This is a genomic window from Roseomonas genomospecies 6, from assembly GCF_008365375.1.
Lineage (GTDB): Bacteria > Pseudomonadota > Alphaproteobacteria > Azospirillales > Azospirillaceae > Azospirillum.
Map to the genome: position 1 here is coordinate 1 of NZ_QOKW01000024.1, position 23,564 is coordinate 23,564.

Consider the following 23,564-nt stretch of genomic DNA (forward strand, 5'->3'; position numbering starts at 1 on the left):
AAGAGAAAACCCTCGTTCGACTTGCATGTGTTAGGCATGCCGCCAGCGTTCGTTCTGAGCCAGGATCAAACTCTCAGGTTCAAGCTGGGCCCCCGATCCGAAGACCGAGCCCACTTGACAGGGCCGCCCGAAGCGACCTCACCCAAGCTTTCGAAACTGTTCGTCTCTTACTGCTTGACCGAGATGCTCAAGCGACCCGCGATGCCGGCTCCACCCGGAACCAACCCGCGGCCAACGGTCCATACCGCCGCCTGCGCATCCCTTCTCACAACACGGTATCAACGATTTCCAAGATCCCGCGATCCTCAGGTCAGGACCGCTGCCCGTTCCGCGCTGCGCTACCGGGGTCCGGTGCGGCGCGTCGGGGCGCTGTATCTAGAAGCTTCGACTTGCTCTGTCAAGCCTTTGTTTTCACGCCGGCCCAACGTTACTTCGTCTCACCTTCGGCACTTCTGCCGTTCCCTTGCCGCCGTCCCGCTTCTCAGCGGCCCCGGCGTCGTGGGAGGCGGGTTATAGGCGCCTCGGCCAAACCCAGCAAGAGGTTTTTTCAGCGGTGAGCGAATTTTTTGAAAAGGGCCTTCAGATCAGGCCCGGACGGCCTCGGCCCGGCGGCGACCGGACGGCTGGGGGGCGAAGCCGTCGCGCAGGAAGCGCTCAAGCTCGATCTCCTGCGCGCTCTTCGGCACCTGATCGATTGGGCGGACATCGCAGCGCCCGTTCGCAGCGACCACGCGGAACAGCATGGCAGCGGCATGTCGCGGATTCTGACGGTTGCTCATCCCAATCGCTTCCCTGGTCATCGGAGCGCCGTCACCCGAAGGGCCGGCACCACGATCCTGATTTTAATTGATTGTGATGTTTTTGCCATAGCTTTTCGTCTCCTTGCCAAAAGAAAGTGGGGAAGACGCTAAGGCAGGGAAATCGTTGGGAAAAGTAAGGCTGGAGCCGAGCTTTGGCGGTGTGAGAAAAAGAGGACGGGCGCCTTGCCTGCCGCCCGCCCCTCTTCATTCGAACACAAAGACTCCGCGGTGATCCGTTCAGGCGGCAAGCGATGCAGCCGAAGCCGCCTGAACGTTCCCGCGTCGTCAGACCGGGAGTTGGCGCATCGAGGCCACGGCGGTCATCACGCCGCGAATTTCCGCCAGACCGCGCAGCCGCCCGATGGCCGGGTAGCCGGGATGGGTCTTTTTGCCCACGTCGTCCAGCAGCTCGTGCCCATGGTCGGGGCGGAAGGGGATGCGCCAGTTCGGGTTGCCGGCGTCCTTGCGGCGCTTCTGCTCCTCCAGCAGGGTGGTGACGACCGACACCATGTCCACGTCGCCGCCCAGATGCTCGGCTTCCTGGAAGGAGCCGTCGGGGTCCTTCTTCACGTTGCGCAGGTGGGCGAAGGTGACCTTCGGGGCGAAGCGCTTGACCATGGCCGGCACGTCGTTCTTCGCCCCGGCGCCGAGCGAGCCGGTGCAGAAGGTGATGCCGTTGGCCTCCGAATCGATGACGTTGACGATGAAGTCCAGGTCGTCCTCGTTGCTGACGATGCGCGGCAGGCCCATCAGCGGGCGCGGCGGGTCATCGGGGTGGATGCACATGCGGATGCCCACCTCCTCCGCGGTCGGGATCACCTCGCGCAGGAAACGGGCCAGCGTCTCGCGGAGCGCGCCGTGGCTCATGTCCTTGTAACGGTCGAGCATCTTGCGCAGGCCGGGAATGTCGTAGCGGTCGAAGGCGCCCGGCAGCCCGGCCATGATGTTGGCGAGCAGCCGCTTCTTGTCGTCCTCCGACGCCTTGTCGAACCAGGCGCGGGCGCGGGCCAGCACGTCGGGCGAATGGTCGTTCTCGGCGCCCGGGCGCTCCAGCATGAAGACGTCGAAGGCAGCGTGCTCATGGGCGTTGAAGCGCAGCGAGGTGCCGCCGCCCGGCACCGGCGCGGCGAGGTCGGTGCGGGTCCAGTCGAGGATCGGCATGAAGTTGTAGCAGACCGTCGTCACCCCGCAGGCCGCGAGGTTGCGCAGCGACTGGCGGTAGTTGTCGAACAGCGGGGTCAGGTCGCCCTCGCCGATCTTGATGGACTCATGGATCGGCAGGCTTTCCACCACGCTCCAGCGAAGGCCGAGCGAGGGGTCGGCGGCAATCATCGCCTTGCGCTCCTCGATCTCCTCGACCGACCAGACCACGCCGTAGGGGATCTGATGCAGGGCGGTGACGATGCCGGTGGCGCCGGTCTGACGGATGTGGTTGAGCCGGATCACATCGTCCGGTCCGAACCAACGCCAAGTCTGTTCCATGGTCTGCTCCTTGAAGAAGAGTGCTGTGCCGGTTCCGGCAGGTTCCGATGGGGTGCGAGTAAGGGGCGCCTCAGCCCGCCGCCGATTGCGCGACGGATTGCACGACAGCGCGGGCGCCCTCGGCGTAGAGCCGGCGCAGAGCCTCGGTCACCGGGCCGGTGAAGCGCGGGTCGCGCGGCAGGTCGTCGCCGAAGACGGCGCTCAACCCGAACAGGGCGGTCGCCAGACGGTCGGCGTCCGGCCCGGCCTGCGCCGCCAGTTCGGCGAGCGTCGCCGCCATGGGGTCGCGCACGTCGATGGGGCGGCCCGCCTCGTCGGTGCCGGAGACGTAGCGCATCCAGGCCGCCACCCCCAGCGCCAGCCGGTCGATGGGCGCCCCGGCGGCCAGCCGGTCGCGGATGGTGCCGAGCAGCCGCTGCGGCAGCTTCTGCGTGCCGTCCATGGCGATCTGCCAGGTGCGGTGGCGCAGGGCCGGGTTGCGGAAGCGCTCGATCAGCGCGTCCTTGTAGCGGCCGAGGTCGGCGCCCGGCGGCATGCGCAGGGTCGGCCCGGACTCCTCGTCCATCAGGCCGCGGATCAGCCGGGCGAAGGACGGATCGGCCATGGTGTCCGACACCGTCTCGTAGCCGGCGAGGTAGCCGAGATAGGCGAGCGTGGAGTGGCTGCCGTTCAGCAGGCGCAGCTTCATCATTTCATAAGGATGGACGTCGGCGACCAGCTCCGCCCCTTCCAGCTCCCAGGCGGGGCGCCCGGTGGGGAAGCGGTCCTCGATCACCCACTGGGTGAAGGGCTCGGTCACCACCGGCCAGGAATCGCGCAGGCCCAGCCCGTCCGACACGCCGTCGCGGTCGGCGTCGGTGGTGGCCGGCACGATGCGGTCGACCATGCTGTTCGGGCAGGCCACGGTGTCGGCGAACCAAGCCCCCAGCGCCGGGTCGCGCAGCTCGGCGAAGCGGCGCAGAAGGCCCGCCGCGGTGTCACCGTTGCTGGGCAGGTTGTCGCAGCTCAGCACCGTGAAGGGCTCCACCCCCGCCGCGCGGCGCCGGATCAGAGCCTCCACCAGGAAGCCAGGCACGCTGCGCGGACGATCCGGGTTGGCGAGGTCGTGGACGATGTCCGGATGGGCCTCGTTCAGGGCGCCGGTCGCCGGGTCGTGGCAATAGCCCTTTTCCGTGACGGTCAGGGTCACGACGCGGACGGAGGGGCGGGTCAGCCGCTCCAGCACCGCGGCGGGGTCTTCCGGAGCGACCAGCAATTCGGTGACCGAGCCGATCACCCGCAGCCGCTCGCCCTCGGCGTCGCGCACCGCGACGGTGTAGAGGCCGCCCTGCGGGTCCAGCGCGTCGCGCGTGTCGGGGCTGCGCAGGCTGACCCCGACGATACCCCAGGGGCCGAAGGACCGGGCCAGAGCGTCGTCGGTGTAGACGGCCTGATGGGCACGGTGGAAGGCGCCGATGCCCAGATGGACAATTCCGGTGGTCAGCGCGGCACGGTCATAGCCGGGACGCTGCACGCCGGGGCGCAGCGAGGGCAGCGTGTCGGGGCTCAGGCGCATGAAACACTCCGCATAAGGGCTTTACGTCTCGAAGAAGTGGCTGTTGGTTCGGGCGATCTCGTCCACCGCCGCGAAGACGGTGCGCAGATGGGAGCGCATGGCCTCCTCCGCGCCGTCGGGGTCGCGGGCGGCGACGCGGTCCACGATGCTCTGGTGCTCGCTGACGATCTTCGCCGCCCAGCCTTCGCCATGCAGCGACAGGAATCGCACGCGGTCGAGCTGGGCCTTGACGGCGACCAGAAGGTCCCACACCGCCGGACGTCCGGCGATGCGCGCCAGTTCGGCGTGGGTGGCCTCGTCGAGGGCGAAGAACTCGGCATGGCGGTCGGGCAACATCGCCGCGCGGTGCGAGTCGAGAAGTCTGGTGAGCGAGGCGACGTCCGCCGCCTCCGCCCGCTCGGCGGCCAGACGCACGGTTCGGCATTCCAGGGTTTCGCGGATGAACTGGCTGTCCGACACGGCGCTGAGCTGGATCGGCGCCACGAAGGTGCCGACCTGCGGCACGATCCGCAGGAACCCCTCATCGGCCAGCCGGCGAAAGGCCTCGCGCACCGGGGTGCGGCTGACACCGTAACGGGCGGCCACGCGGGTTTCCGAAATCCCCTCGCCGGGCCGAATCTCCCCCGATAGCACGGCGGCGCGCAGAGCGTCGTAGACCCCTTGCAGGCGGGGGCCGCGGATATCGGTGGGGGCGGAGGAGGTCGGCGAGTCAATCATAGCGTCCATCGCGTCAACTTGCATACTAGTATGCCATTGCGGACGGAGGCTGGCAAGGGGGTGGAGGGGCGGTGGCGGGGACAAGGTGCTGCGAAGGCAGGATGACGGGACGTCAGAACTCGTTGGCACCTCTGGCCATACGAGTACCGAGCCCCTCTCCGAAGAGGATTTTCTGGGCAAAGCGGCGGAGATCAAAGCAAATCATAACAGTACGAATGAGGGTTCTGGAGGCACAGAGGTACAATCCGCAGTCAGGACCTGACTCATACTGGAAGTAGACGCAGCCTAATCGCTATATCTGCTTCGCTCTCATCGCGGTCACCAAGGCTGATTGCAGTTTTCTCGATAGTAGACATTGCGGGTGCCAAATGGTAGGCCACGATTGGCCGCCCCGGTTGAGTGAGAGATTGCCTGATTCACGCAATGAAAATGATTTGTGGCAGACGTCGTTATAGAGGAGTGCGTCGTCGCCTCAGTCGCACAGGTCGAAGTAAGCCGGGTTCCCGTCCCAAGGCCAAAATCCGTTCTGACCGTCCCAATAATGGGTCCTCCCTTCTTTATCGGTTGAACGCTTTGCGCGCCAAACCGTATCCTCCTTCAGCATTGTGAGCGCGTTGGCGTCAAGCAAAGGAATCTCGGTCCCACGTTGCCCATATCCATCGTCTGAAACCGTCCTGCTGGGCAATTCCATGAGCAGCGCCGCGTGTTTCGTCTCTTTTAGGACCAGGGCGAATTTGTTGTAGATCATGCCGAACCCACAGCGTGCTTGAACGACATGAGGACGGGTATTTTCGTGCACGTCGAGTAGAAGGCGTTCGACCGCGGACGGCGTCACCAGGGCCGATTTGTCTTTGATGATCCCATCCCGCGCGCTTTTGCACCACTCAGCGACGTCAGCCGCAGTACAGAGTTCCAGGGCGCCGGAGGTGCGCGCAGCAAATTTTGCCGCGGCGGGCTGATAGGACGACGTGGTGACAAAAAGGCTTCGTTGCGCCTTTTCCACACCTGCAACCCCCGACAGGGCTGCGACCGCTTCTAGGCCGATCCGGTTCTTCGGGGCGTACTTCTTAGCCTGAACCAGGGTGAGGATATCACCGATGGGATCGCGTTGCAGGAGGCGAATGTCGATGCCACCGTCTCCACGCCCCGGCCCCAACTCCGTTGTAAATCCCTGTGCCTGAAAGATGCGCGCCAGCAGAATCTCAAATTCTCGCCAGGAAAGGCGATGGAGGTCCTCCGGATGGCGGGCGAAATGGTCGTATAACTCTTCATAGATATCTGCAAAATCGGGTTGGACCAATCTACAGATCCACTCCCAATGATAGTAGTTGGCATAGGCATCGCAGCGAGGCCCTTCCGCTGGGTAGAAGTGGAGATTGGCCAAGCGCGCATGTTCGTAGTGAAAGCCGTGCGACTCCACAAGGTCAAAAAATTCTCCATCGAGGCACCCATAGAGCGCATTGTCTGCAAAGGGCGAGCTAAAGTACAGAACGGACACCACTGGAATTTTCCCAGGTTCACTATCAACTTGCTCGGAGTATGTTTTAAAGCCGCAGTCAAACCAGATATCGTGACCCATAGCCCATTTCTGGATAGCCGCCTCTAGCCGACGGACATCTTGAGCGAGCGAGTGATCATCAAATGATGATGCCATAACAATCCTAAGAATTCAGTTATTAATGACCAATAATACTGTCGCTCCACGAGAGTAGAAACGGACTATACATGTAGTTACAGCAACCTTTCGTGCAGATTTAAACGTCCGCTCTCGCACGTTGCCTGCCCAAATCCGCTGGTCGGCAAACAGCCTAACACAGTCATACCATATCAGTAGAGGTAACGTCCGCTTCTGGCGATAGCGGACAGACAGCGCTCCCCTTCATTCACGCACGGCACCCCCGAATCTCTCACTAGGCTCAACAATCACCTTTTACCGCGCATCGGCGGCACTTCCCTCCATAAAAATGTTCGCCCCGCCCCCAAAATCAGGCTTGCGCGCCACGCTGATATATTAATATGCTCTTCCTCAAGGAACAGCACGGAACGGCCCCGCATGGGGCACGGGCCGGCGCATGGGGAGGACTGCAATGGCTTCGACCTCCAGGCCCGGCCTGGACGCTCAACCGCCTGGAACCGCTTCGGAGACCGTGCCCGGCAAGGCGCCTGGAAAGGTGCTTGGAACCGCCAAGGAACCGCGCCTGTCCGCCCGCGCCACGGCCACCACGGAGATCTACCGGTCGCTGCGCGGGGACATCGTGGCCATGCGGCGCAAGCCGGGGGAGCCGATCGTGGAGAAGCACGTCGCGGAGTCCTTCGGCGTCAGCCGCACCCCGGTGCGCGAGGCTCTGTTGCGGCTGGCCGACGACGGGCTGGTCGAAATCTTTCCGCAGTCCGGCACCTTCGTCGCCCGCATCCCGGTCGACGCCCTTCCCGAAGCGGTGGTGATCCGCACCTCGCTGGAATGCACCGCGGTCCGCTACGCCGCTGTCCGTGCCGCGCGCAGCCAGATCGCAGCGCTGCGGGCCAACATCCTGCTTCAGCAGGAGACGATGGCGGCGGGCGACCTCGACGGCTTTCACGAGGCGGACGAGGCGTTCCACCGCCTGATTTCCGAGATCGCCGGCTTCCCCGGCCTGTGGAGCATGTCCCAGCAGGTGAAGATGCAGGTGGACCGCTACCGCCGCCTGACCCTGCCGGAACCGGGCCGCATCCCGCATGTGCTGGCCGAACACGGCGGCATCGTGGATGCCATCGCCGCGCGCGACCCAGCCGAGGCGGAGCGGCGGATGGCGACCCATCTCGGCGCGCTTCTGGACTCCGTGCCGGACACCCAGGGAGCCAACCCCTTCTTCTTCTCCGGCGCGCAGCCGGACGGCTTTTCGAAGACGAAGAAAGAAAGCACGCCGTCATGACCAACCCCTTCGACCTTACCGGCAAGACCGCCCTGGTCACCGGCGCCAACGGCGGCATCGGGCAGGCCATCGCCGTCGCCCTGGCGCAGGCTGGGGCCGACATCGCCGTGGCCGGGCGCAGCCCGCCGGACGAGACGCGCGCGCTGGTCGAAGGGCTGGGCCGCCGCTTCGCCGCGATCCCCGCCGACCTCTCCAGCCTCGCCCCGATCCCCGCCCTGATGGAAGAGGCGGTCGGCACCTTCGGCGGGCTGGACATCCTGGTGAACAACGCCGGGCTGATCCGCCGCGCCGACGCCGTGGACTTCACCGAGGCCGACTGGGACGCGGTGATGGACGTGAACCTGAAGTCGGTCTTCTTCCTCTGCCAGGCCTTCGGGCGCTACGCGCTGGGCAACGGGCGGAAGGGCAAGATCATCAACGTCGCTTCCCTGCTGTCCTTCCAGGGCGGCATCCGCGTGGCCTCCTACACGGCGTCGAAAAGCGGCATCGCGGGGATCACCCGGCTGCTCGCCAACGAATGGGCGGGCAAGGGCATCAACGTGAACGCCATCGCGCCGGGCTACGTCGCGACCAGCGTCACCACCGCGCTGCGCGCCGACGAGCGCCGCAACGCCGAAATTCTGGCCCGCATCCCCGCCGGACGCTGGAGCGAGCCCGCCGACATGGGCGGTCCCGCGGTGTTCCTGGCCTCCGATGCGTCCGATTACGTCCACGGCACGATCCTGCCGGTGGACGGCGGCTGGCTCGCCCGCTGAGGGGGCCGCCGATGATTGTAAGGGGAAGACGAGGATGAGCACGGACGTTTTCGTGATCGACGAGGCGGTGAACTGGCAGGATCTGGGCGCGGGGGTGCGCCGCAAGATCCTGGGCCACAACGACGCCATGATGATGGTGCGGGTGGAATTCGAGACCGGCGCCATCGGGCCGCAGCACCGCCACCCGCACGTCCAGTGCGCCGTGGTGGAGAAGGGCTCCTTCGACGTCACCATCGAAGGCGTCACCCGGCGGCTGGGCACCGGCGACGGCTACATGGTGCCGTCCAACGCCCTGCACGGCGTCGTGGCTCTGGAGCCGGGCGTCCTGCTCGACATCTTCACGCCCCCGCGCGAGGACTTCCTCGCCTGACGGGTTCACCCCGACTTTCACCCTCCCCAACCTTCACCTGCTGGCCGGCGCGCGGGAATAAGCGCCGGCCGGCATCCGGACCAAACCAAAGAACCAGCCTAATAATCGCCAGGAGGACAACGCTATGCATCTTTCGACCCGCGGTATCCGCTCCGCCCTTCTCGCCGCCTGCGCGGCCTGCACCCTGCTCGCCACCCCGGTCGTGGCGCGGGACTTCCGGTCCGCGGACATCCACCCCGCCGACTACCCGACCGTCGAGGCCGTCAAGTACGTCGACAAGCTCCTGAAGGAGCGCACCGGCGGCAAGCTCGGCGTGAAGGTCTACCCGAACGGCGCGCTCGGCACCGAGAAGGACACGATCGAGCAGCTCAAGATCGGCGGGCTCGACATGATGCGCATCAACGTCGCCCCGCTGAACAACGTGGTGCCGGAGACGATGGTCACGGCCCTGCCCTTCATCTTCCGCTCCACCGAGCACATGCGCGCCGTGCTGGACGGCCCGATCGGCGACGAGATCCTGGCCGCCATGGAAAGCCAGGGCATGGTCGGGCTGGCCTTCTACGACAGCGGCTCGCGCAGCATGTATTCGGCGGCCAAGCCCTACAAGACGCTGGCCGACATGAAGGGCGCCAAGATCCGCGTCCAGCAGTCCGACCTGTTCGTCGCCATGATCCAGGCGCTGGGCGCCAACGCCACGCCCATGCCCTTCGGCGAGGTCTACACCGCGCTGAAGACCGGCATCGTGGACGCGGCGGAGAACAACTACCCCTCCTATGAATCCTCGCGCCATTTCGAGGCCGCCAAGTACTACACCCTGACCGAGCACGCCATGGCGCCGGAAGTGCTGGTCTTCTCGAAGGTCTCGTGGGACCGGCTGTCCAAGGACGATCAGGCCGCCATCCGCAAGGCCGCCAAGGACTCCGTCCCCTACATGCGCAAGCTGTGGGACGAGCGTGAGCAGAAGTCCAAGGACGTCGTGACGAAGGCCGGCTCCCAGATCGTCGAGGTCGCGAACAAGCAGGAGTTCATCGACGCGATGGCCCCCGTCTACAAGCAGTTCGCGAGCACGCCGAAGCTGGACAGCCTCGTGAAGCGCATCCAGGACACGAAGTAAGCACAAAAAACGCGGCGCCTCCCCTCCAAGGGTGGCGCCGCGTCCTTCGAGGGGAGCCGGCGGCATGGATATCGAGCTGCAAGCAATGGATCACAGCCCCCCGCGCAGCGCGGGCCTGCTGACACGGGTGAACGCGCGGCTGGCGCGGTCGGGGATGTGCGTGGCGATGGTCGGCCTGATGGCCATCGTGGGCGTGGTGTTCTATCAGGTCTTCGGCCGCTACGTGCTGAACGACTCGCCGACCTGGGCGGAGAGCCTGGCCATCGTGCTGGTCCTCTACGTCACCCTCATCGGCGCCGCCGTCGGCGTCCGCGACGCCGGCCACATCGGCCTGGAATCCTTCCTCGTCATGCTCCCCGACGCCATCCGCCGCAAGGTCGAGATCGTCATCTACGCCCTGGTCGGCGTCTTCGGTGCCTGCATGGCCTACAACGGCTGGCTGCTCGGCACCTCCGTCGCCGCCTACCACATCCCCAACCTGCACGTCTCCGAAGCGGTCCGCTACATCCCGCTCGTGCTCTCCGGCGTCCTCATCGTGCTCTTCTCCGTCGAGCACGTCGTCGCCATCATCCGCGGCGAGGAGGTCGCCCCATCATGGAACTGACCATCCTCGCCGTCACCTTCTTCGGCTTCCTCGTCCTGGGCATCCCCGTCGCCTTCGCCATCGGCCTGTCGGCGCTGTGCACCATCCTCTACGAGGGTCTCCCCGTCGCCGTCATCTTCCAGCAGATGATGTCCGGCATGAACGTCTTCTCCTTCCTCGCCATCCCCTTCTTCGTCTTCTCCGGCGAGCTGATGCTCCACGGCGGCGTCGCCGACAAGATCGTCGCCACCGCCAAGAACATGGTCGGCCACATCCGCGGCGGCCTGGGCATGTCCAACGTCGTCGCCTGCACCCTGTTCGGCGGCGTCGCCGGCTCCCCCGTCGCCGACGTCTCGGCCATGGGCGCCGTGATGATCCCGATGATGAAGCGGGAAGGCTACCACGCCGACTACGCCGTCAACGTCACCACCCACGCCGCCCTCGTCGGCGCGCTGATGCCGACCAGCCACAACATGATCATCTACGCGCTGGCCGCCGGCGGCAAGGCCTCCATCGGCGCGCTGATCGCCGCCGGCATCGTCCCCGCCCTGCTGCTGATGGTCTGCAACCTGGGGGCCGCCTACTACGTCGCGGTGCGCCGCGGCTACCCCGCCGGCACCTTCCCCGGCTGGGCCATCCTGGGCCGCTCCTTCGCCGCCGCCGCGCCGGGCCTGCTGATCGTCGTGATCATCCTGGCCGGCATCACGTCGGGCGTCTTCACCGCCACCGAGTCCGCCTCCATCGCGGTGATCTACGCGCTGCTGCTGACCACCTTCGTCTACCGCACGCTGACCTGGGAGCATTTCCTGGCCGCCGCCGCCAAGACGGTCAAGACCACCGGCGTGGTGCTGCTGCTGATCGGCGTCTCCACGATGTTCCAGTACATCATGGGGCTGTATCAGGTGGCCGAGATCACCGGCGAGCTGATGGCCGGCATCTCCTCCAACCCGCTGGTCATCTTCCTGCTGATCAACATCATCCTGTTCCTGCTCGGCACCTTCATGGACATGGCGAGCACCATCCTGATCTGCACGCCGATCTTCCTGCCCATCGCCATGCAGTACGGCATGGACCCGGTGCAGTTCGGCATCGTCATGCTGATCAACTGCGCGCTCGGGCTCAACACCCCGCCGGTCGGCACCACCCAGTTCATCGGCTGCGCCATCGGCGAGGTCTCCGTCGGACAGGTCATGCGCTCCATCACACCCTTCTACGGCGCGCTGTTCGTCACACTCCTCCTCGTCACCTACGTCCCCACCTTCTCCCTCTGGCTCCCGCACCTCCTCATGCGCTGAGGCGCGTCCACCGGGTCATGAAAAAAGGCCGCGCCGGTATCCCGGCGCGGCCCTTTTTTATGTGCGCTTTTGCGGATCAGCCCGCTTCGGCGTTCGAGGAGTTCTGCCACAGGTTCAACCCGCCATCGACGGCGTGGCGGTCGATCTCCGCCAGCTCCTCCAGCGTAAAGGCGGTGTTCTGGAGCGCGTCGAGCGAGTTGTCGAGCTGCTCCACGTTGCGGGCGCCGATCAGGGCGGAGGTCACCCGCGGGTCGCGCAGCACCCAGGCGATGGCCATCTGGGCCAGCGTCTGGCCGCGCCGCTTGGCGATGGCGTCCAGGGCGCGGACGCGCTCCAGATTTTCCGGCGACAGGAAATGCGCCTTCAGCGTGCCGCCCTTGGCGGCGCGGGCGTCGGTGGGCTGGCCGCCCAGATACTTGGTGGTCAGCATGCCCTGAGCCAGCGGCGAGAAGGCGATGCAGCCGACCCCGGTCTCCTCCAGCGCGTCGAGCAACCCGCCCTCGATCCAGCGGTTCAGCATCGAATAGGAGGGCTGGTGGATCAGGCAGGGCGTGCCGAGGTCCTTCAGCATCGCCGCCGCCCGCCGCGTCATCTCCGGCGAGTAGGAGGAGATGCCGACATAGAGCGCCTTGCCCTGCCGCACGGCGTGGTCGAGCGCGCCCATCGTCTCTTCCAGCGGGGTGCGCGGATCGACGCGGTGCGAGTAGAAGATGTCCACGTAGTCGAGCCCCATCCGCTTGAGGCTCTGGTCCAGGCTGGCCGTCAGATACTTGCGCGACCCCCAGCTTCCGTAGGGGCCGGGCCACATGTCGTAGCCGGCCTTGGTGGAGACGATCAGCTCGTCGCGGTGGGCCTTGAAGTCGGTCGCCAGGACACGCCCGAAATTCTCCTCCGCCGAACCCGGCGGCGGGCCGTAATTGTTGGCGAGGTCGAAATGGGTCACGCCGCGGTCGAAGGCCCGGCGCAGAACGGCGCGCCCGGTCTCGAACACATCGGTGCCGCCGAAATTCTGCCACAGCCCCAGCGAAATGGCCGGCAGGTCAAGCCCGCTCCGCCCGCAGCGGCGGTAGGTCATGCGGTCGTAGCGGGCCGGATCGGCGCGGTAGAGCGATTGCATCGCGGTCTCCTGGCTGTCTTGAGCACAGATTGGTGGAACGGTAAACTGATATATTAGAGATCAGCCGCCGTCCAAGGCCAATTGCGCAAGGCAGCCGCCCGCGTGTCCGCGCCTCAGGCGGGCGTCGCCTCGTCCTCCGCTGGAGCGGTGAAGTAGAGCGGGTTGGCCTTCTGCGCGTCGGCGATCGTGACCTGGAGATAGTCCAGATGCAGGTCGATGGCCTTCGCCGCCGCCTCCGGGTCGTTGTTGGAGATGGCCTCGATGATGGCGGAATGCTCGGCGATCACGTCCGGCACGCGGCCCAGCACCGGCAGGGTCAGCAGGCGGTAGCGGTCCACCTGCACCTTCACCTGCTGCGTCAGGTTCCAGAATCCGGGATAGCCTGCGGTCTCCGCCAGCAACGCGTGGAACGCCTCGTCCGCCTGATGGAAGCCTTCGAAATTCTGGGCGGCCTCCATCTCGCGCTGGAGTTCCAGGTTGGCGCGCAGCTTGGCGATCTGGCTTCGGGTGGCACGCTGCGCGGCGTAGCGGACGGTCGCCTCCTCCAAGGCCTTGCGGATGGCGATGGCTTCCGGCAGGGCGCCCAGCGGGATGCGGGAGACGAAGGTGCCCGACTGCGGGAAAATCTCGATCAGCCCCTCGTCCGCCAGACGCAGCACGGCCTCGCGCACGGGGGTGCGGCTGACGCCGTAATCCTGGGCGATCAGCTTTTCCGCGACCGGCTCGCCCGGCTTGCGGCGGAGCGAGACGATCTCGTTGCGCAGGTCGCGGTAGATCGTCGCGGCCACGGTGGTGCCGCGCTGGGCCGGACGGGCGACCGCCGCCGCCGTGCGCCGCCGGGTCCGCGTCCTGACCTCCGCCGTCCGTTCCGAATCCGCCGTCGAAGTCTGCGCCGCCTTTTCCAACACCCGCTCCTGCCAGGATCGTTCAGGGTGCCGGTCCGCCGGTTCGCCGCGCTTCACGCACGCCGTGGGCGGACCGCCCTTCATCGCAATATACTAATACCCGCCGGGGCGGGTCAAACGCCTTGGCCCCACGCGGCGCGCCGGGTCCGCGCCAGTTTGTCCCACCGGAAAGCGCGTTGCGCCGCCTTGGAGTATACTAGTATATTGAACGAAACTCCACACCGGAGCGTCATCGCAGGGACCGTCACCGTGGACCGCAAACGCATCGCCCTCGTCGCCCACGACGCCCGCAAGCCGGACCTGATCGGCTGGCTCGGCACCAACATCCGCGCGCTGGAGGGCAACGTCTTCTGGGCCACCGGCACGACCGGCCGGCTGGTCCGGGAAGCCCACCCGCATTTGGACATCACCTCGCTGAAAAGCGGACCGCTGGGCGGCGACCAGCAGATCGGCGCGATGATCGCGGAAGGCCGGATCGATCTCCTGGTCTTCTTCGTGGACCCGATGACCGCCCAGCCCCACGACGTGGACGTGAAGGCGCTGACCCGGCTCGCCACGCTCTACAACATCCCGATGGCCTGCAACGAGGCCACCGCGGACATGGTGATCTCCTCCCCCCTCTTCACCAGCGGCTACCGCCCGCGGGCCGTGGACTTCGCCGCCCACGATTCGCGCAGCCTCTGACCGGTTCCCCCTTGAACAGGGCGCCGTTCGGACAGAATTGTGGGCGAGGCGCACAAAGTCCTTGCATCCGGAACTGATATATTAATATATTCCGACATGCGGGGCTCGATCGGCGCCGCATGCGGCGCCACACCCGAACCTCCCCCCTTCCGGAGATGAACGATGCTCCACCCCGACCGCCTCTTCCCCAGCGACCCCACGCAGCGCGACATCGCGCGCCGGCTGTACGCGGAGGTGGGCAGCCTGCCGATCATCAGCCCGCACGGTCACACCGACCCCTCCTGGTTCGCGAAGAACGAGGCGTTCCCGAACCCGGCGGCGTTGTTCGTGGTGCCCGACCATTACGCCTTCCGCATGCTCTACAGCCAGGGCGTGACGTTGGAAAGCCTGGGCGTGCCGCGCCGGGACGGCGGGGCGGTGGAGAGCGATCCGCGCAGGATATGGCGCCTGCTGGCCCAGAACTGGCACCTGTTCCGCGGCACCCCGACGCGCATGTGGCTGGACCACGCCTTCGAGACGGTGTTCGGCGTGACCGAGCGGCTGAGCGGGGCGAGCGCCGACCGCATCTTCGACCAAATCGACGCCTGTCTGCAGAAGCCGGAATTCCTGCCGCGCGCCCTGTTCGAGCGCTTCAACATCGAGCTGCTGGCGACCACCGAGTCCCCGCTCGACACGCTGGAGCATCACCGCGCCATCCGCGAGAGCGGCTGGAAAGGCCGCGTCATCACCGCCTTCCGTCCGGACCCGGTCGTCGATCCGGAGTTCGAGGGCTTCCAGGCCAATGTGGAGGCGCTGGGCGCGCTCGCCGGTGAGAACACCTCCACCTGGGCCGGCTACCTCGCCGCCCTGCGCAACCGCCGCCAGTACTTCAAGGAGGTCGGCGGCGCCACCTCCACCGACCACGGCCACGCCACGGCGACCACCGCCGACCTGTCCGACGCCGACGCGGAGCGGCTGTTCGAGAAGGCGCTGCGCGGCACGGTCACGGCGGCGGAGGCGGAGGTCTTCCGCGGCCAGATGCTGACCGAGATGGCGAAGATGAGCCTGGACGACGGTCTGGTCATGCAGATCCACCCCGGCAGCTTCCGCAACCACAACCCGACGCTGTTCGACCGCTTCGGGCGCGACAAGGGCGCGGACATCCCGACCGGCACCGAGTATGTGCGGGCGCTGAAGCCGCTGCTCGACCGGGTGGGGAACGAGCGCGACCTGACCATCATCGTCTTCACGCTGGACGAGACCAGCTACGCCCGCGAGCTGGCGCCGCTGGCCGGCCATTACCCGGCGCTGCGCGTCGGCCCGGCCTGGTGGTTCCACGACAGCCCTGAGGGCATGCGCCGCTACCGCGAGATGATCACGGAGACGGCGGGCTTCTACAACACGGTCGGCTTCAACGACGACACGCGCGCCTTCTGCTCCATCCCGGCCCGCCACGACGTGGCCCGCCGCGTGGACTGCGGCTTCCTGGCGCGCCTCGTCGCCGAGCATCGGATGGACGAGGACGAGGCGGCGGAACTGGCCGTGGACCTCGCCTACAACCTCGCCAAGAAGGCGTACAAGCTCTGACCTAGCCCCCTCTCCCGCCTCTCGCGCCCGCATGCGGGCGCTGACGGCGTCAGGCGGCCCATGGCCGCCGAGAGCCCCGGGAGAGGGTGGCCCGAAGGGCCAGGTGAGGGTCGTGCAAGGATTGAGATGCTTCTCCTTGTCTGCACCCTCACCCTCCCGCCGCAGCGCGGCGGGCCCCTCCCTCTCCCGGGGCGGGAGAGGGGATTCACGATGAGGACGAACACCATGGCATCGCTGACCATCCGCCTGCATCCCGCGGACAACGTCGTCGTTGCCGGCGCCGATCTGCCGGAGGGCACCACCCTGCCCGACACGGACGTCGTCGCCCGGACCACGATTCCCTCCGGCCATAAGGTCGCGGTGCGGGCCGTCGCGGTCGGCGAACCGGTGCGCAAGTACAACCAAGTCATCGGATTCGCCACCCAGCCGATCGAGCCGGGCGACCATGTCCATGTCCACAACATCGGCATGGGCGACAGCTTCGAGCGCGACCACGCCTTCGGGGCCGATGCCCACCCCACGGACTTCGTGCCGGAGGCGGAGCGCGCCACCTTCCAGGGCATCGTCCGCGCGGACGGGCGCGTGGCGACCCGCAACTACATCGGCGTGCTGACCACGGTGAACTGCTCGGCCACCGCCGCGCGGATGATCGCCGACCAGTTCCGCGGCGACGCGCTGGCCGCCTACCCCAACATCGACGGGGTGGTCGCGCTGACCCACGCCTACGGCTGCGGCATGGGCTCCCAGGGCGACGCCATCGACGCGCTGCGCCGGACCATCGCCGGCTACGCCCGCCACCCGAACTTCGCCGCCGTGATCGTGCTCGGCCTCGGCTGCGAGGTGAACCAGATCGACACGCTGGTGGAGGTGGAGGGGCTGACCGTCGGCGACACCCTGCACACGCTGGCGATCCAGGAGAGCGGCGGCACCGCCGCCACCGTGCGGGCGAGCGTAGAGCGCATCCGCGCCCTGCTGCCCCGCGTCAACGACGTGAAGCGCGAGACCGTCCCGGCCAGCCACCTGATCCTGGCGCTGCAGTGCGGCGGGTCGGACGGCTATTCGGGCATCACCGCCAACCCGGCGCTGGGTCATGCCGTGGACCTGCTGATCCGCAACGGCGGCACCGCGGTGCTGAGCGAGACACCGGAGGTCTATGGCGCCGAGCATCTGCTGACCCGCCGCGCCGCGCGTCCGGAGGTCGGCGAGAAGCTGGTCGAGCGCATCCGCTGGTGGGAGGACTACACCAGCCGCACCGGCGGCGAGATGAACAACAACCCCTCGCCCGGCAACAAGAAGGGCGGCCTGACCACCATCCTGGAAAAGTCGCTGGGCGCCGTCGCCAAGGCCGGCACCACCAACCTCGTCGAGGTCGTCCGCTACGCCGAGCCGATCACCGGGCCGGGCCTCGTCTTCATGGACACGCCGGGCTACGACCCGGTGTCGGCCACCGGGCAGGTGGCGGGCGGCGCCAACGTGCTGTGCTTCACCACGGGCCGCGGCTCCGTCTTCGGCTGCAAGCCGACGCCGTCGCTGAAACTCGCCACCAACACGCCGCTCTACCGCAGGATGACCGACGACATGGACATCGACTGCGGAACCATCGCCACCGGCGACGCCACCATCGAGGAGGTCGGACGGGCGATCTTCCAGCTCGTGCTCGACACCGCCTCGGGCCGGAAGACGAAGAGCGAGGAGCTGGGATTCGGCTCCGACGAGTTCACGCCCTGGCAGATGGGCGCCGTCATGTGATCAGGGTCATGTGATGGAAAGGGCTTGCGCCTGATGTGATATACTAGTATAAGTGTCTTCGTTCGGTTATCCTTTGAAACCCAATCGGCAGGCCGCACCATGCGCGTGGTCCCGCCGGCTGACGTTTCTCCAAAGTGCGACTTCAGGCCGCCGGGGCACGCTCCGGCGGTCTTTTCTTTGCGGGGTCCGGCGAGGATCACCCGACCTCGGTGCGCAGCCAGTCCCGGAAGGCGTTGAAACCGGGCTCCCCGTGCCGTGCCGGCCGCGAGACCAGATACCACGCCCGCCCCATCGGCACCGCCAGCGCGAAGGGCGTGACCAACCGTCCCGCCGCCAGATCGTCGGCGATGTAGAGCTGCGCGCCCAACGCCACACCGACCCCATCCGCCGCCGCCTGAAGGGCCATGGCGTAGCTGCCGAAGGACAGCCCCTTCGCCGCCGGAGGCGCCAGCCCCGCCGACGCGAACCAGTGCGGCCAGTCGTCCGCCCAATGCGACACCGACAGCAGCGTCGCCGACAGCAGATCCTCGGGACGGCGCAGGGTCCGGGCCAGGGCGGGCGCGCAGACCGGCAGCATGTCGGCGGTGAACAGCTCCTCCACCTCGTAGCCCGGCCAGTGACCGTCACCCAGCAGCAGGGCGCAGGTCCAGTCCTCGCGGATCGGCGCACCGGCACCGCCGGTGGCGATGCGCACCTCCACGTCCGGGTGGCGCTCGTGGAAGGCGGACAGGCGCGGGATCAGCCAGCGCACCGCGAAGGTGGCCCCCACCCCCAGGGTCAGCACCGGGCCGTCGCGCATGGCGGCGACCCGCTCGACGCTCTCCGCGATCCTGTCGAAGGCGCCGGTCAGGCCGGGTTGCAGCGCCCGCCCGCGGTCGGTCAGTTCCAGCGCGTTGGCACGCCGCTCGAACAGGGGGAACCCCATCCGCTCCTCCAGCAGGCGCACCATGCGGCTGACCGCGGCCTGCGAGACGTTCAGTTCGCCCGCAGCGCCCGTGAAGCTGCCGTGCCGGGCCGCGGCCTCGAACGCCCGCAAGGCGTTCAGCGATGGCAGGCGCCGCATCCGATCCCCTCCGCATCACCCCAACATTTCCTTGGGGTCAGCATCAGACAATGCCGTTTGCGAGACAAGCGCACCAGCGCCATCATGCACTCCACAGCCATAGAAATTCTTTTGGATGAGCGGGATGCTGACGGTTCCCCTGACACTCGGACTCGGCCTTGCGGCGCTGGCGACCTCGTTCCTGTCGGGCCTGTTCGGCATGGCGGGCGGCATGGTGCTGATGGGTCTGCTGCTGGTGCTGCTGCCGGTGTCCTCGGCGATGCTGCTGCACGGGATCACGCAGATGACCGCCAACGGCTGGCGGGCGTGGCTGTGGCGGCGGCATGTCCAATGGGGCATCGTGGCCCAATTTCTGTTGGGCGGAGCCGTTGCGGTCGGTGTTTTCACCCTGATCCGCTATGTGCCCGACAAGGCGGTGTCGCTGATCGTGCTCGGCCTGTCGCCCTTCATGGCGATGGCCGTCCCGTCCCACTGGGCGCCGAACGTGTCGCGTCGCGGCCACAGCGCGCTGGCGGGTGTCCTGTGCATGGGCGTGCAGTTGATCGCCGGAATCTCGGGGCCGCTGCTCGACGTGTTCTTCGTGAAGTCCAGCCTGTCCCGTCAGAGCGTCGTCGCGACCAAGGCGACGATGCAGGTCTTCGGCCATCTGTTCAAGACGGTCTATTTCGGCTCCATCGTCGCCGCCTCGGACGCGGAGGCGCTGGACGTCACGGTGACGCTCGTCTGCATCGGCATGGCCGTACTGGGGACGAACCTGTCGCGCCGCCTGCTGGACGCCATGAGCGACGCGCAGTTCCGCACCTGGAGCCTGCGTCTGGTCGCCCTGACCGGCACCGTCTATCTCGGCCAGGGGCTGTTCCTGCTGGCGGTGGGGTAAGTCCGGAGAAGTCTCGCCCCACCCCGGCCCCCATACTCAATCCAGGAAGATATCCGGCGCCAGCGGGGCTCCCGGCTTCACCGCGTAGGGCTCCAGGTCGGTCACGCCCTCCTCCGCCAGCACCTCGTCGTCGATGAAGAAATTGCCGCTGGTGGTCTTGGCGTCGCGGGTCAGGATGGCGTGGGCGGCGTCGGCCAGGATGTCGGGCTTGCGGCAGTTGTCGAAATCGGCGGCGCCCTTCAGCATGGCGATGGCCGCGGTGCCGATGATCGTGCGCGGCCAGAGGGAGTTCACGCCCACCGTGCCGCGGAATTCCGCGCTCATGCCCAGCGTGCACAGGCTCATCGCGTATTTGGCGATGGTGTAGGCGGTGTGGTGCTGGAACCAGCGCGGGTTCAGGTTCAGCGGCGGCGACAGGGTCAGGATGTGCGGATTCGAAGCCTTCAGCAGATGCGGCAGGCAGGCCTGCGAGCAGGCGAAGGTGCCCCGCCCGTTCACGCCCATCATCAGGTCCCAGCGCTTCAGCGGCGTGTCCAGCGTGCCGGTCAGGCTAATCGCGCTGGCGTTGTTCACCAGGATGTCGATGCCGCCGAAGGCCTCCGCCGTGCGGGCGACGGCCTCCGCCACCTGGGCGTCGTCGCGGATGTCGCAGAGGATCGGCAGCGCCTTGCCGCCCGCGGCCTCCACCTCCTCCGCCGCGGAAAAGACGGTGCCGGGCAGCTTCGGGTGCGGCTCCGACGTCTTGGCGGCGATGGCGACGTTCGCGCCGTCCCGCGCCGCGCGGAGCGCGATGGCCTTGCCGATGCCCCGGCTGGCGCCGGTGATGAACAGGGTCTTGCCCTTCAGAGTGCGCCCGTCGGTCATGCTGGTTCCCTCCCCATGGTCTTTTGCCGAAGCCCCGGCCCGTTGTCGGCGATGCTACCACACCTCCCCCAGGGGCCGTCCAGACGCGAACGTCACCCAATTGACCTATGCGTCAATGAGGCTTTTCCGTCTAGACTGCGCTTGCTCCCTCCGTTCGGGAAAGCCCGCCCGTGCGCCTTCCGGTTCTCGCCCTTGCTCTGCTTCTCGGTGCGTCGCCTGCCTTCGCACAGGCGGTGGCGCAACATCTGTTCTTCGAGGCGGTGCCCGCCGGCGCCCCACCCGACGCCCCTTACGAGGCGCGCCAACGCCTGACCGAGCGCACCCGGACCGACCTGCTGCCCGCCGTTCTCGCGTCCGTCGGCCTGGACGGCATCGGGGCGGTCACGGAGTTGCGGATGGGCGGCTACCGGCTCCGGACCAACCCGTCGCTCCACATGACATTGCGGCTGGAGGACGCCCCCGCCGACCGGCTGGCCGGAGCCATCGCCTGGAGCTTTGCGCAGGACAGCGTCCTGGTGGCCGATTTCGACGGCGCGGACGGTGCCACCGGCTACGCCCTGGTCCGCTTTCCCGAGAACAGCCTGACGCCGGACCTCGCCCAGCGATTCTTCGTCGCCGCGGCGGCGGAGCATCAGGGGCTGGGCGGGGGCTACACCGCCTTCGGCGACACGCTGCTGTTCCTGAACCTGCGCGGCGGCGACGGGCAACCCTACAGTGGTCTTCCCGACGACGCCTTCACCGAGTCCCTGCGCCGCGCCGCCGCCGCCTTCCCCGATGCGGTCCTGGCGGAAGCCGGGCGCGCCGACGCGCGGCTCGTCTTCCAGCCCACCCAGCCCGACAGTCCCGCCCTGCCCCCGCTGCGGGGACGTCACGCGGCGCTGTTGTCCGAAACCCTGATTGCCGAGCCCGCCCGATGACGACCCGCCCGTCCCGCCGTTCCGTTCTGGCGCTGGGCGCCGCCGGCCTCGCCACGCTGGCATGTCCGCTGCGGGCGCAGGACTTCGCGCCGGGGCTGCTCTACGCGGTCGGGCAGAAATTCGACAAGAGCTTCAACGAAGGCGCCTTCACCGGAGCGGAGCGGTTCAAGGAGGCCACCGGGATCGCCTACCGCGACTATCTGCCCGCCGGCACGGCGCAGTTCGAACAGGCGGTGGCGTCTCTTCTGCGCCGCGGCGTGACCGACCTCGCGCTGATCGGCTTCTACTACGCCGCCCCGCTCGCCAGCCTCGCGCCGAAGCATCCCGCCGTCCGCTTCACCATCGTCGATGCGGTGGTGGAGGCGCCGAACGTCCAGTCCGTGACCTTCAAGGAGCAGGAAGGGTCCTTCCTCGTCGGCATGCTGGCGGCCATGGCGTCCAGGACGGGGACCGTCGGCTTCATCGGGGCGCTGGACATCCCGCTGATCCGCAAATTCATCGCCGGCTTCCGGCAGGGTGCGCGCCACGCCCGTCCGGACATCGGCCTGCTGGTCAACTTCGTCGGCACCACCCCCGCCGCCTTCAACGACCCCACCACCGGGGCGGAGGTGGCGATGTCCCAGTTCCAGCGCGGCGCCGACGTGGTGTTCGCCGGGGCCGGCGTGTCCAACTTCGGCATCTTCGCGGCGGCCAAGGACGGCGGACGCCTCGCCATCGGGGTGGACAGCAACCAGAACCACCTCTACCCCGGCACCATCCTCACCTCGATGCTGAAGCGGGTCGATCTGGCGGTGGAGCGCGCCTTCGGGGAGGGCCGCAGCGGCGCCTGGACCCCCGGCCCGCGCGCCCTGGGTCTGGCGGAGCGCGGCGTCGATTACGCGCTGGACGAACACAACCGCGCCCTGGTCACCCCCGTCCTGCGGGACCGGCTGGAGGAGGCGCGCGAGGCCATCGTCCAGGGCCGCATCCAGGTGCTCGACGCCTTGTAGGCGCCCGCTTCAGGCGTATTGCGGCTCCACCCCCACGGCGAAGCTCAGGTCGGCGCCGCGCAGCGTCTCCACGCTGGCACGGATGCGCGTCAGGTCGGTGCCGTGCAGGATCGCGCGGGCAAGGCTGGCGTCGCGCAGATCGGCGCCGGTCAGGCTGGCCTCGGCGAGGTTGGTCGGCCACAGGCGGCTGCCGTCCCCGGCCAGATCCACCGGGCGCAGCCGCGCCCGCCACAGCTTCGCCCCCGCCAGATTGGCGCCCCGCAGGTTGCAGCCGGACAGGTCGGCGCTGGTGAAGTCCGCCTCCCGCAGGTCGCAGTAGGACAGGTCCGCCATCACCAGCTTCGCCCCGGAAAAATCCGCCCCGCGCAAGCCGCAGAAGCGCATCACGCAACCCGCGAGAAGCTGATTCGCGAAATTGTAGCCGCGCAGGTCGGCGCGCTGCATCTCCAGCCGCAGACCGGCGGCGGCGTTCCGCTCGACCCAGAGCTGGTGGGCCGAGATGCTGTCGGCCATCCGCCCGGCAAGGCTGACCAGACCGGTGCCGTCCACGTCGATGCCGCGCCGCTCCAGCGTCTGGCGCAGCTCGTCGTCCAGCCGGGCGCCGCACAGCAGGGCGCCGCCCATCTCCACCCGATCCATCACGGCGCCGACCAGATTGGCGCCGATCAGGATCGCCCCGGTCAGATCGCTGCCCGAAAAGGTCGCCCCGCACAGGTCGCAGCCGGAAAAGTCGCACTGCGCCAGACGCGCGTCGGACAGCACGGCGCGGGCCATCTTGGAACCGATGAAGGTGGTGCTGCCGTCCGCGTTGCCCGCCGGCTTGCGCTCGTCCGCGCCCAGCATCATGCCCTTGCGCAGATCGGCGCCGCGCAGGTTGGCCTCCTCCAGCCGGGCGCCCTCCACCCGCGCGCCGCGCAGGTCGGCGCTTTCCAGCGACGCCCCGGTCAGGTCCGCCTTGGACAGGTCGGCGCCGAACAGATCGGTGCGCGACAGGTCGGCCCCCGCAAGCCGCGCGCTGTTCAGGTTCGCGCCGCTGAGCTTCGCGTTGCTGAGATTGATCCGGCGCAGCCCCAGACCCGACAGATTGTGGAAGCTGAGGTCGGCGCAGCGGCCCTTCATGCTGGGGTCGCGGGTCAGCCATTGCTGATGCTTGACCAGCGCGTTGCGGATCGCCCTCAGGTATCGCTCTTCCACCGTGCGACGTCTCCGCGCCGTCCTCGCGTCCTCCCCGACGGCGCACGCCGGTTGAA

General features: G+C 67.6%; 22 protein-coding genes and 1 rRNA gene. 12 read left to right on the forward strand and 11 right to left on the reverse strand.

The window, feature by feature from the left end:
* The 6 genes from DS843_RS31630 to DS843_RS23555 form a co-directional block, all read right to left on the reverse strand.
* Positions 1–81: ribosomal RNA gene (locus DS843_RS31630) — 16S ribosomal RNA — on the reverse strand; the annotation flags it as partial.
* 503 nt (positions 82–584) lie between these two features.
* On the reverse strand, positions 585–779 hold the full coding sequence (locus DS843_RS23530; protein ID WP_149471272.1) for a hypothetical protein: 195 nt from the start codon (positions 777–779) through the stop codon (positions 585–587).
* Positions 780–1,085: 306 nt separating this feature from the next.
* Entirely contained in the window at positions 1,086–2,282 is a 1,197-nt protein-coding gene (uxuA, locus tag DS843_RS23535) for a mannonate dehydratase (protein WP_149471273.1), read from the reverse strand.
* Between the two features lie 70 nt (positions 2,283–2,352).
* Entirely contained in the window at positions 2,353–3,837 is a 1,485-nt protein-coding gene (locus DS843_RS23540; protein ID WP_149471274.1) for a mannitol dehydrogenase family protein, read from the reverse strand.
* Between the two features lie 21 nt (positions 3,838–3,858).
* Positions 3,859–4,554, reverse strand: coding sequence for a GntR family transcriptional regulator (locus tag DS843_RS23545; protein ID WP_286192277.1), 696 nt, complete (start codon positions 4,552–4,554; stop codon positions 3,859–3,861).
* A 472-nt stretch (positions 4,555–5,026) separates the two neighbouring features.
* Positions 5,027–6,133 (reverse strand): restriction endonuclease, encoded by a 1,107-nt coding sequence (locus tag DS843_RS23555; RefSeq protein WP_167525438.1) that lies wholly within the window; start codon positions 6,131–6,133, stop codon positions 5,027–5,029.
* A 508-nt stretch (positions 6,134–6,641) separates the two neighbouring features.
* Here DS843_RS23555 and DS843_RS23560 point away from each other — a divergent pair.
* From DS843_RS23560 to DS843_RS23585, 6 genes are all read left to right on the forward strand, one after another.
* Positions 6,642–7,466: a GntR family transcriptional regulator gene (locus DS843_RS23560; RefSeq protein WP_149471278.1), complete on the forward strand. Its 825-nt coding sequence runs from the start codon at positions 6,642–6,644 to the stop codon at positions 7,464–7,466.
* The gene (kduD, locus tag DS843_RS23565; protein ID WP_149471279.1) at positions 7,463–8,221 is read left to right on the forward strand and encodes a 2-dehydro-3-deoxy-D-gluconate 5-dehydrogenase KduD; all 759 of its coding nucleotides are present in this window, start codon (positions 7,463–7,465) and stop codon (positions 8,219–8,221) included. Before DS843_RS23560 ends, kduD begins: the two co-directional genes overlap by 4 nt.
* A 34-nt stretch (positions 8,222–8,255) precedes the next feature.
* Positions 8,256–8,591, forward strand: coding sequence for a cupin domain-containing protein (locus DS843_RS23570; RefSeq protein ID WP_149471280.1), 336 nt, complete (start codon positions 8,256–8,258; stop codon positions 8,589–8,591).
* A 124-nt stretch (positions 8,592–8,715) separates the two neighbouring features.
* Positions 8,716–9,705 (forward strand): TRAP transporter substrate-binding protein, encoded by a 990-nt coding sequence (locus DS843_RS23575; RefSeq protein WP_149471281.1) that lies wholly within the window; start codon positions 8,716–8,718, stop codon positions 9,703–9,705.
* Positions 9,706–9,790: 85 nt separating this feature from the next.
* A complete protein-coding gene (locus DS843_RS23580; RefSeq protein ID WP_286192278.1) occupies positions 9,791–10,309 on the forward strand; it encodes a TRAP transporter small permease in 519 nt (172 codons plus the stop codon).
* Positions 10,300–11,583, forward strand: a complete 1,284-nt coding sequence (locus DS843_RS23585; protein WP_149471283.1) for a TRAP transporter large permease — start codon at positions 10,300–10,302, stop codon at positions 11,581–11,583. Before DS843_RS23580 ends, DS843_RS23585 begins: the two co-directional genes overlap by 10 nt.
* 76 nt (positions 11,584–11,659) lie before the next feature.
* Here DS843_RS23585 and mgrA read toward each other — a convergent pair whose 3' ends face one another.
* Both mgrA and DS843_RS23595 read right to left on the reverse strand, forming a co-directional pair.
* A complete protein-coding gene (mgrA, locus tag DS843_RS23590; RefSeq protein WP_149471284.1) occupies positions 11,660–12,700 on the reverse strand; it encodes an L-glyceraldehyde 3-phosphate reductase in 1,041 nt (346 codons plus the stop codon).
* A 113-nt stretch (positions 12,701–12,813) separates the two neighbouring features.
* The gene (locus DS843_RS23595; RefSeq protein WP_286192279.1) at positions 12,814–13,689 is read right to left on the reverse strand and encodes a GntR family transcriptional regulator; all 876 of its coding nucleotides are present in this window, start codon (positions 13,687–13,689) and stop codon (positions 12,814–12,816) included.
* 165 nt (positions 13,690–13,854) lie between these two features.
* Between DS843_RS23595 and DS843_RS23600 the strand changes: the two genes are divergently transcribed.
* The 3 genes from DS843_RS23600 to DS843_RS23615 all read left to right on the forward strand — a co-directional run bounded on the left by DS843_RS23600 (position 13,855) and on the right by DS843_RS23615 (position 17,604).
* A complete protein-coding gene (locus DS843_RS23600) occupies positions 13,855–14,289 on the forward strand; it encodes a methylglyoxal synthase (protein WP_149471285.1) in 435 nt (144 codons plus the stop codon).
* Between the two features lie 162 nt (positions 14,290–14,451).
* The gene (gene uxaC, locus DS843_RS23610; protein ID WP_149471287.1) at positions 14,452–15,855 is read left to right on the forward strand and encodes a glucuronate isomerase; all 1,404 of its coding nucleotides are present in this window, start codon (positions 14,452–14,454) and stop codon (positions 15,853–15,855) included.
* A 225-nt stretch (positions 15,856–16,080) separates the two neighbouring features.
* Positions 16,081–17,604 carry a UxaA family hydrolase gene (locus DS843_RS23615; protein WP_149471288.1) on the forward strand — a complete coding sequence of 508 codons (1,524 nt, stop codon included), beginning with the start codon at positions 16,081–16,083 and terminating at the stop codon, positions 17,602–17,604.
* 196 nt (positions 17,605–17,800) lie between these two features.
* Here the strand turns inward: DS843_RS23615 and gcvA are convergent, their stop codons facing one another.
* The gene (gene gcvA, locus DS843_RS23620; protein WP_149471289.1) at positions 17,801–18,667 is read right to left on the reverse strand and encodes a transcriptional regulator GcvA; all 867 of its coding nucleotides are present in this window, start codon (positions 18,665–18,667) and stop codon (positions 17,801–17,803) included.
* Between the two features lie 124 nt (positions 18,668–18,791).
* On the opposite strand from gcvA, the gene DS843_RS23625 reads away from it, so the two are divergent.
* Entirely contained in the window at positions 18,792–19,544 is a 753-nt protein-coding gene (locus tag DS843_RS23625; protein WP_286192280.1) for a TSUP family transporter, read from the forward strand.
* Positions 19,545–19,580: 36 nt separating this feature from the next.
* On the opposite strand, the gene DS843_RS23630 is transcribed toward DS843_RS23625, so the two are convergent.
* Positions 19,581–20,408: an SDR family oxidoreductase gene (locus tag DS843_RS23630; RefSeq protein ID WP_149471291.1), complete on the reverse strand. Its 828-nt coding sequence runs from the start codon at positions 20,406–20,408 to the stop codon at positions 19,581–19,583.
* A gap of 170 nt (positions 20,409–20,578) precedes the next feature.
* On the opposite strand from DS843_RS23630, the gene DS843_RS23635 reads away from it, so the two are divergent.
* Positions 20,579–21,325: a hypothetical protein gene (locus DS843_RS23635; RefSeq protein ID WP_149471292.1), complete on the forward strand. Its 747-nt coding sequence runs from the start codon at positions 20,579–20,581 to the stop codon at positions 21,323–21,325.
* A complete protein-coding gene (locus tag DS843_RS23640; RefSeq protein ID WP_149471293.1) occupies positions 21,322–22,314 on the forward strand; it encodes a BMP family lipoprotein in 993 nt (330 codons plus the stop codon). The genes DS843_RS23635 and DS843_RS23640 overlap by 4 nt, the downstream gene beginning before the upstream one ends.
* 9 nt (positions 22,315–22,323) lie before the next feature.
* Here the strand turns inward: DS843_RS23640 and DS843_RS23645 are convergent, their stop codons facing one another.
* Positions 22,324–23,508 carry a pentapeptide repeat-containing protein gene (locus DS843_RS23645; RefSeq protein ID WP_149471294.1) on the reverse strand — a complete coding sequence of 395 codons (1,185 nt, stop codon included), beginning with the start codon at positions 23,506–23,508 and terminating at the stop codon, positions 22,324–22,326.
* Between the last annotated feature and the right edge of the window lie 56 nt (positions 23,509–23,564).

What these genes read in the sequence shown, in the direction of transcription:
- uxaC (WP_149471287.1), top strand. Translation starts at nt 14,452, where the DNA reads ATGCTCCACCCCGACCGCCTCTTCCCCAGCGACCCCACGCAGCGCGAC.
- DS843_RS23630 (WP_149471291.1), bottom strand. Translation starts at nt 20,408, where the DNA reads ATGACCGACGGGCGCACTCTGAAGGGCAAGACCCTGTTCATCACCGGC.
- DS843_RS23625 (WP_286192280.1), top strand. Translation starts at nt 18,792, where the DNA reads ATGCTGACGGTTCCCCTGACACTCGGACTCGGCCTTGCGGCGCTGGCG.
- mgrA (WP_149471284.1), bottom strand. Translation starts at nt 12,700, where the DNA reads ATGCAATCGCTCTACCGCGCCGATCCGGCCCGCTACGACCGCATGACC.
- DS843_RS23595 (WP_286192279.1), bottom strand. Translation starts at nt 13,689, where the DNA reads ATGAAGGGCGGTCCGCCCACGGCGTGCGTGAAGCGCGGCGAACCGGCG.
- uxuA (WP_149471273.1), bottom strand. Translation starts at nt 2,282, where the DNA reads ATGGAACAGACTTGGCGTTGGTTCGGACCGGACGATGTGATCCGGCTC.
- DS843_RS23555 (WP_167525438.1), bottom strand. Translation starts at nt 6,133, where the DNA reads ATGGGTCACGATATCTGGTTTGACTGCGGCTTTAAAACATACTCCGAG.
- DS843_RS23580 (WP_286192278.1), top strand. Translation starts at nt 9,791, where the DNA reads ATGGATCACAGCCCCCCGCGCAGCGCGGGCCTGCTGACACGGGTGAAC.
- DS843_RS23560 (WP_149471278.1), top strand. Translation starts at nt 6,642, where the DNA reads ATGGCTTCGACCTCCAGGCCCGGCCTGGACGCTCAACCGCCTGGAACC.
- DS843_RS23540 (WP_149471274.1), bottom strand. Translation starts at nt 3,837, where the DNA reads ATGCGCCTGAGCCCCGACACGCTGCCCTCGCTGCGCCCCGGCGTGCAG.
- DS843_RS23570 (WP_149471280.1), top strand. Translation starts at nt 8,256, where the DNA reads ATGAGCACGGACGTTTTCGTGATCGACGAGGCGGTGAACTGGCAGGAT.
- gcvA (WP_149471289.1), bottom strand. Translation starts at nt 18,667, where the DNA reads ATGCGGCGCCTGCCATCGCTGAACGCCTTGCGGGCGTTCGAGGCCGCG.
- DS843_RS23585 (WP_149471283.1), top strand. Translation starts at nt 10,300, where the DNA reads ATGGAACTGACCATCCTCGCCGTCACCTTCTTCGGCTTCCTCGTCCTG.
- DS843_RS23575 (WP_149471281.1), top strand. Translation starts at nt 8,716, where the DNA reads ATGCATCTTTCGACCCGCGGTATCCGCTCCGCCCTTCTCGCCGCCTGC.
- kduD (WP_149471279.1), top strand. Translation starts at nt 7,463, where the DNA reads ATGACCAACCCCTTCGACCTTACCGGCAAGACCGCCCTGGTCACCGGC.
- DS843_RS23545 (WP_286192277.1), bottom strand. Translation starts at nt 4,554, where the DNA reads ATGATTGACTCGCCGACCTCCTCCGCCCCCACCGATATCCGCGGCCCC.
- DS843_RS23615 (WP_149471288.1), top strand. Translation starts at nt 16,081, where the DNA reads ATGGCATCGCTGACCATCCGCCTGCATCCCGCGGACAACGTCGTCGTT.
- DS843_RS23640 (WP_149471293.1), top strand. Translation starts at nt 21,322, where the DNA reads ATGACGACCCGCCCGTCCCGCCGTTCCGTTCTGGCGCTGGGCGCCGCC.
- DS843_RS23530 (WP_149471272.1), bottom strand. Translation starts at nt 779, where the DNA reads ATGAGCAACCGTCAGAATCCGCGACATGCCGCTGCCATGCTGTTCCGC.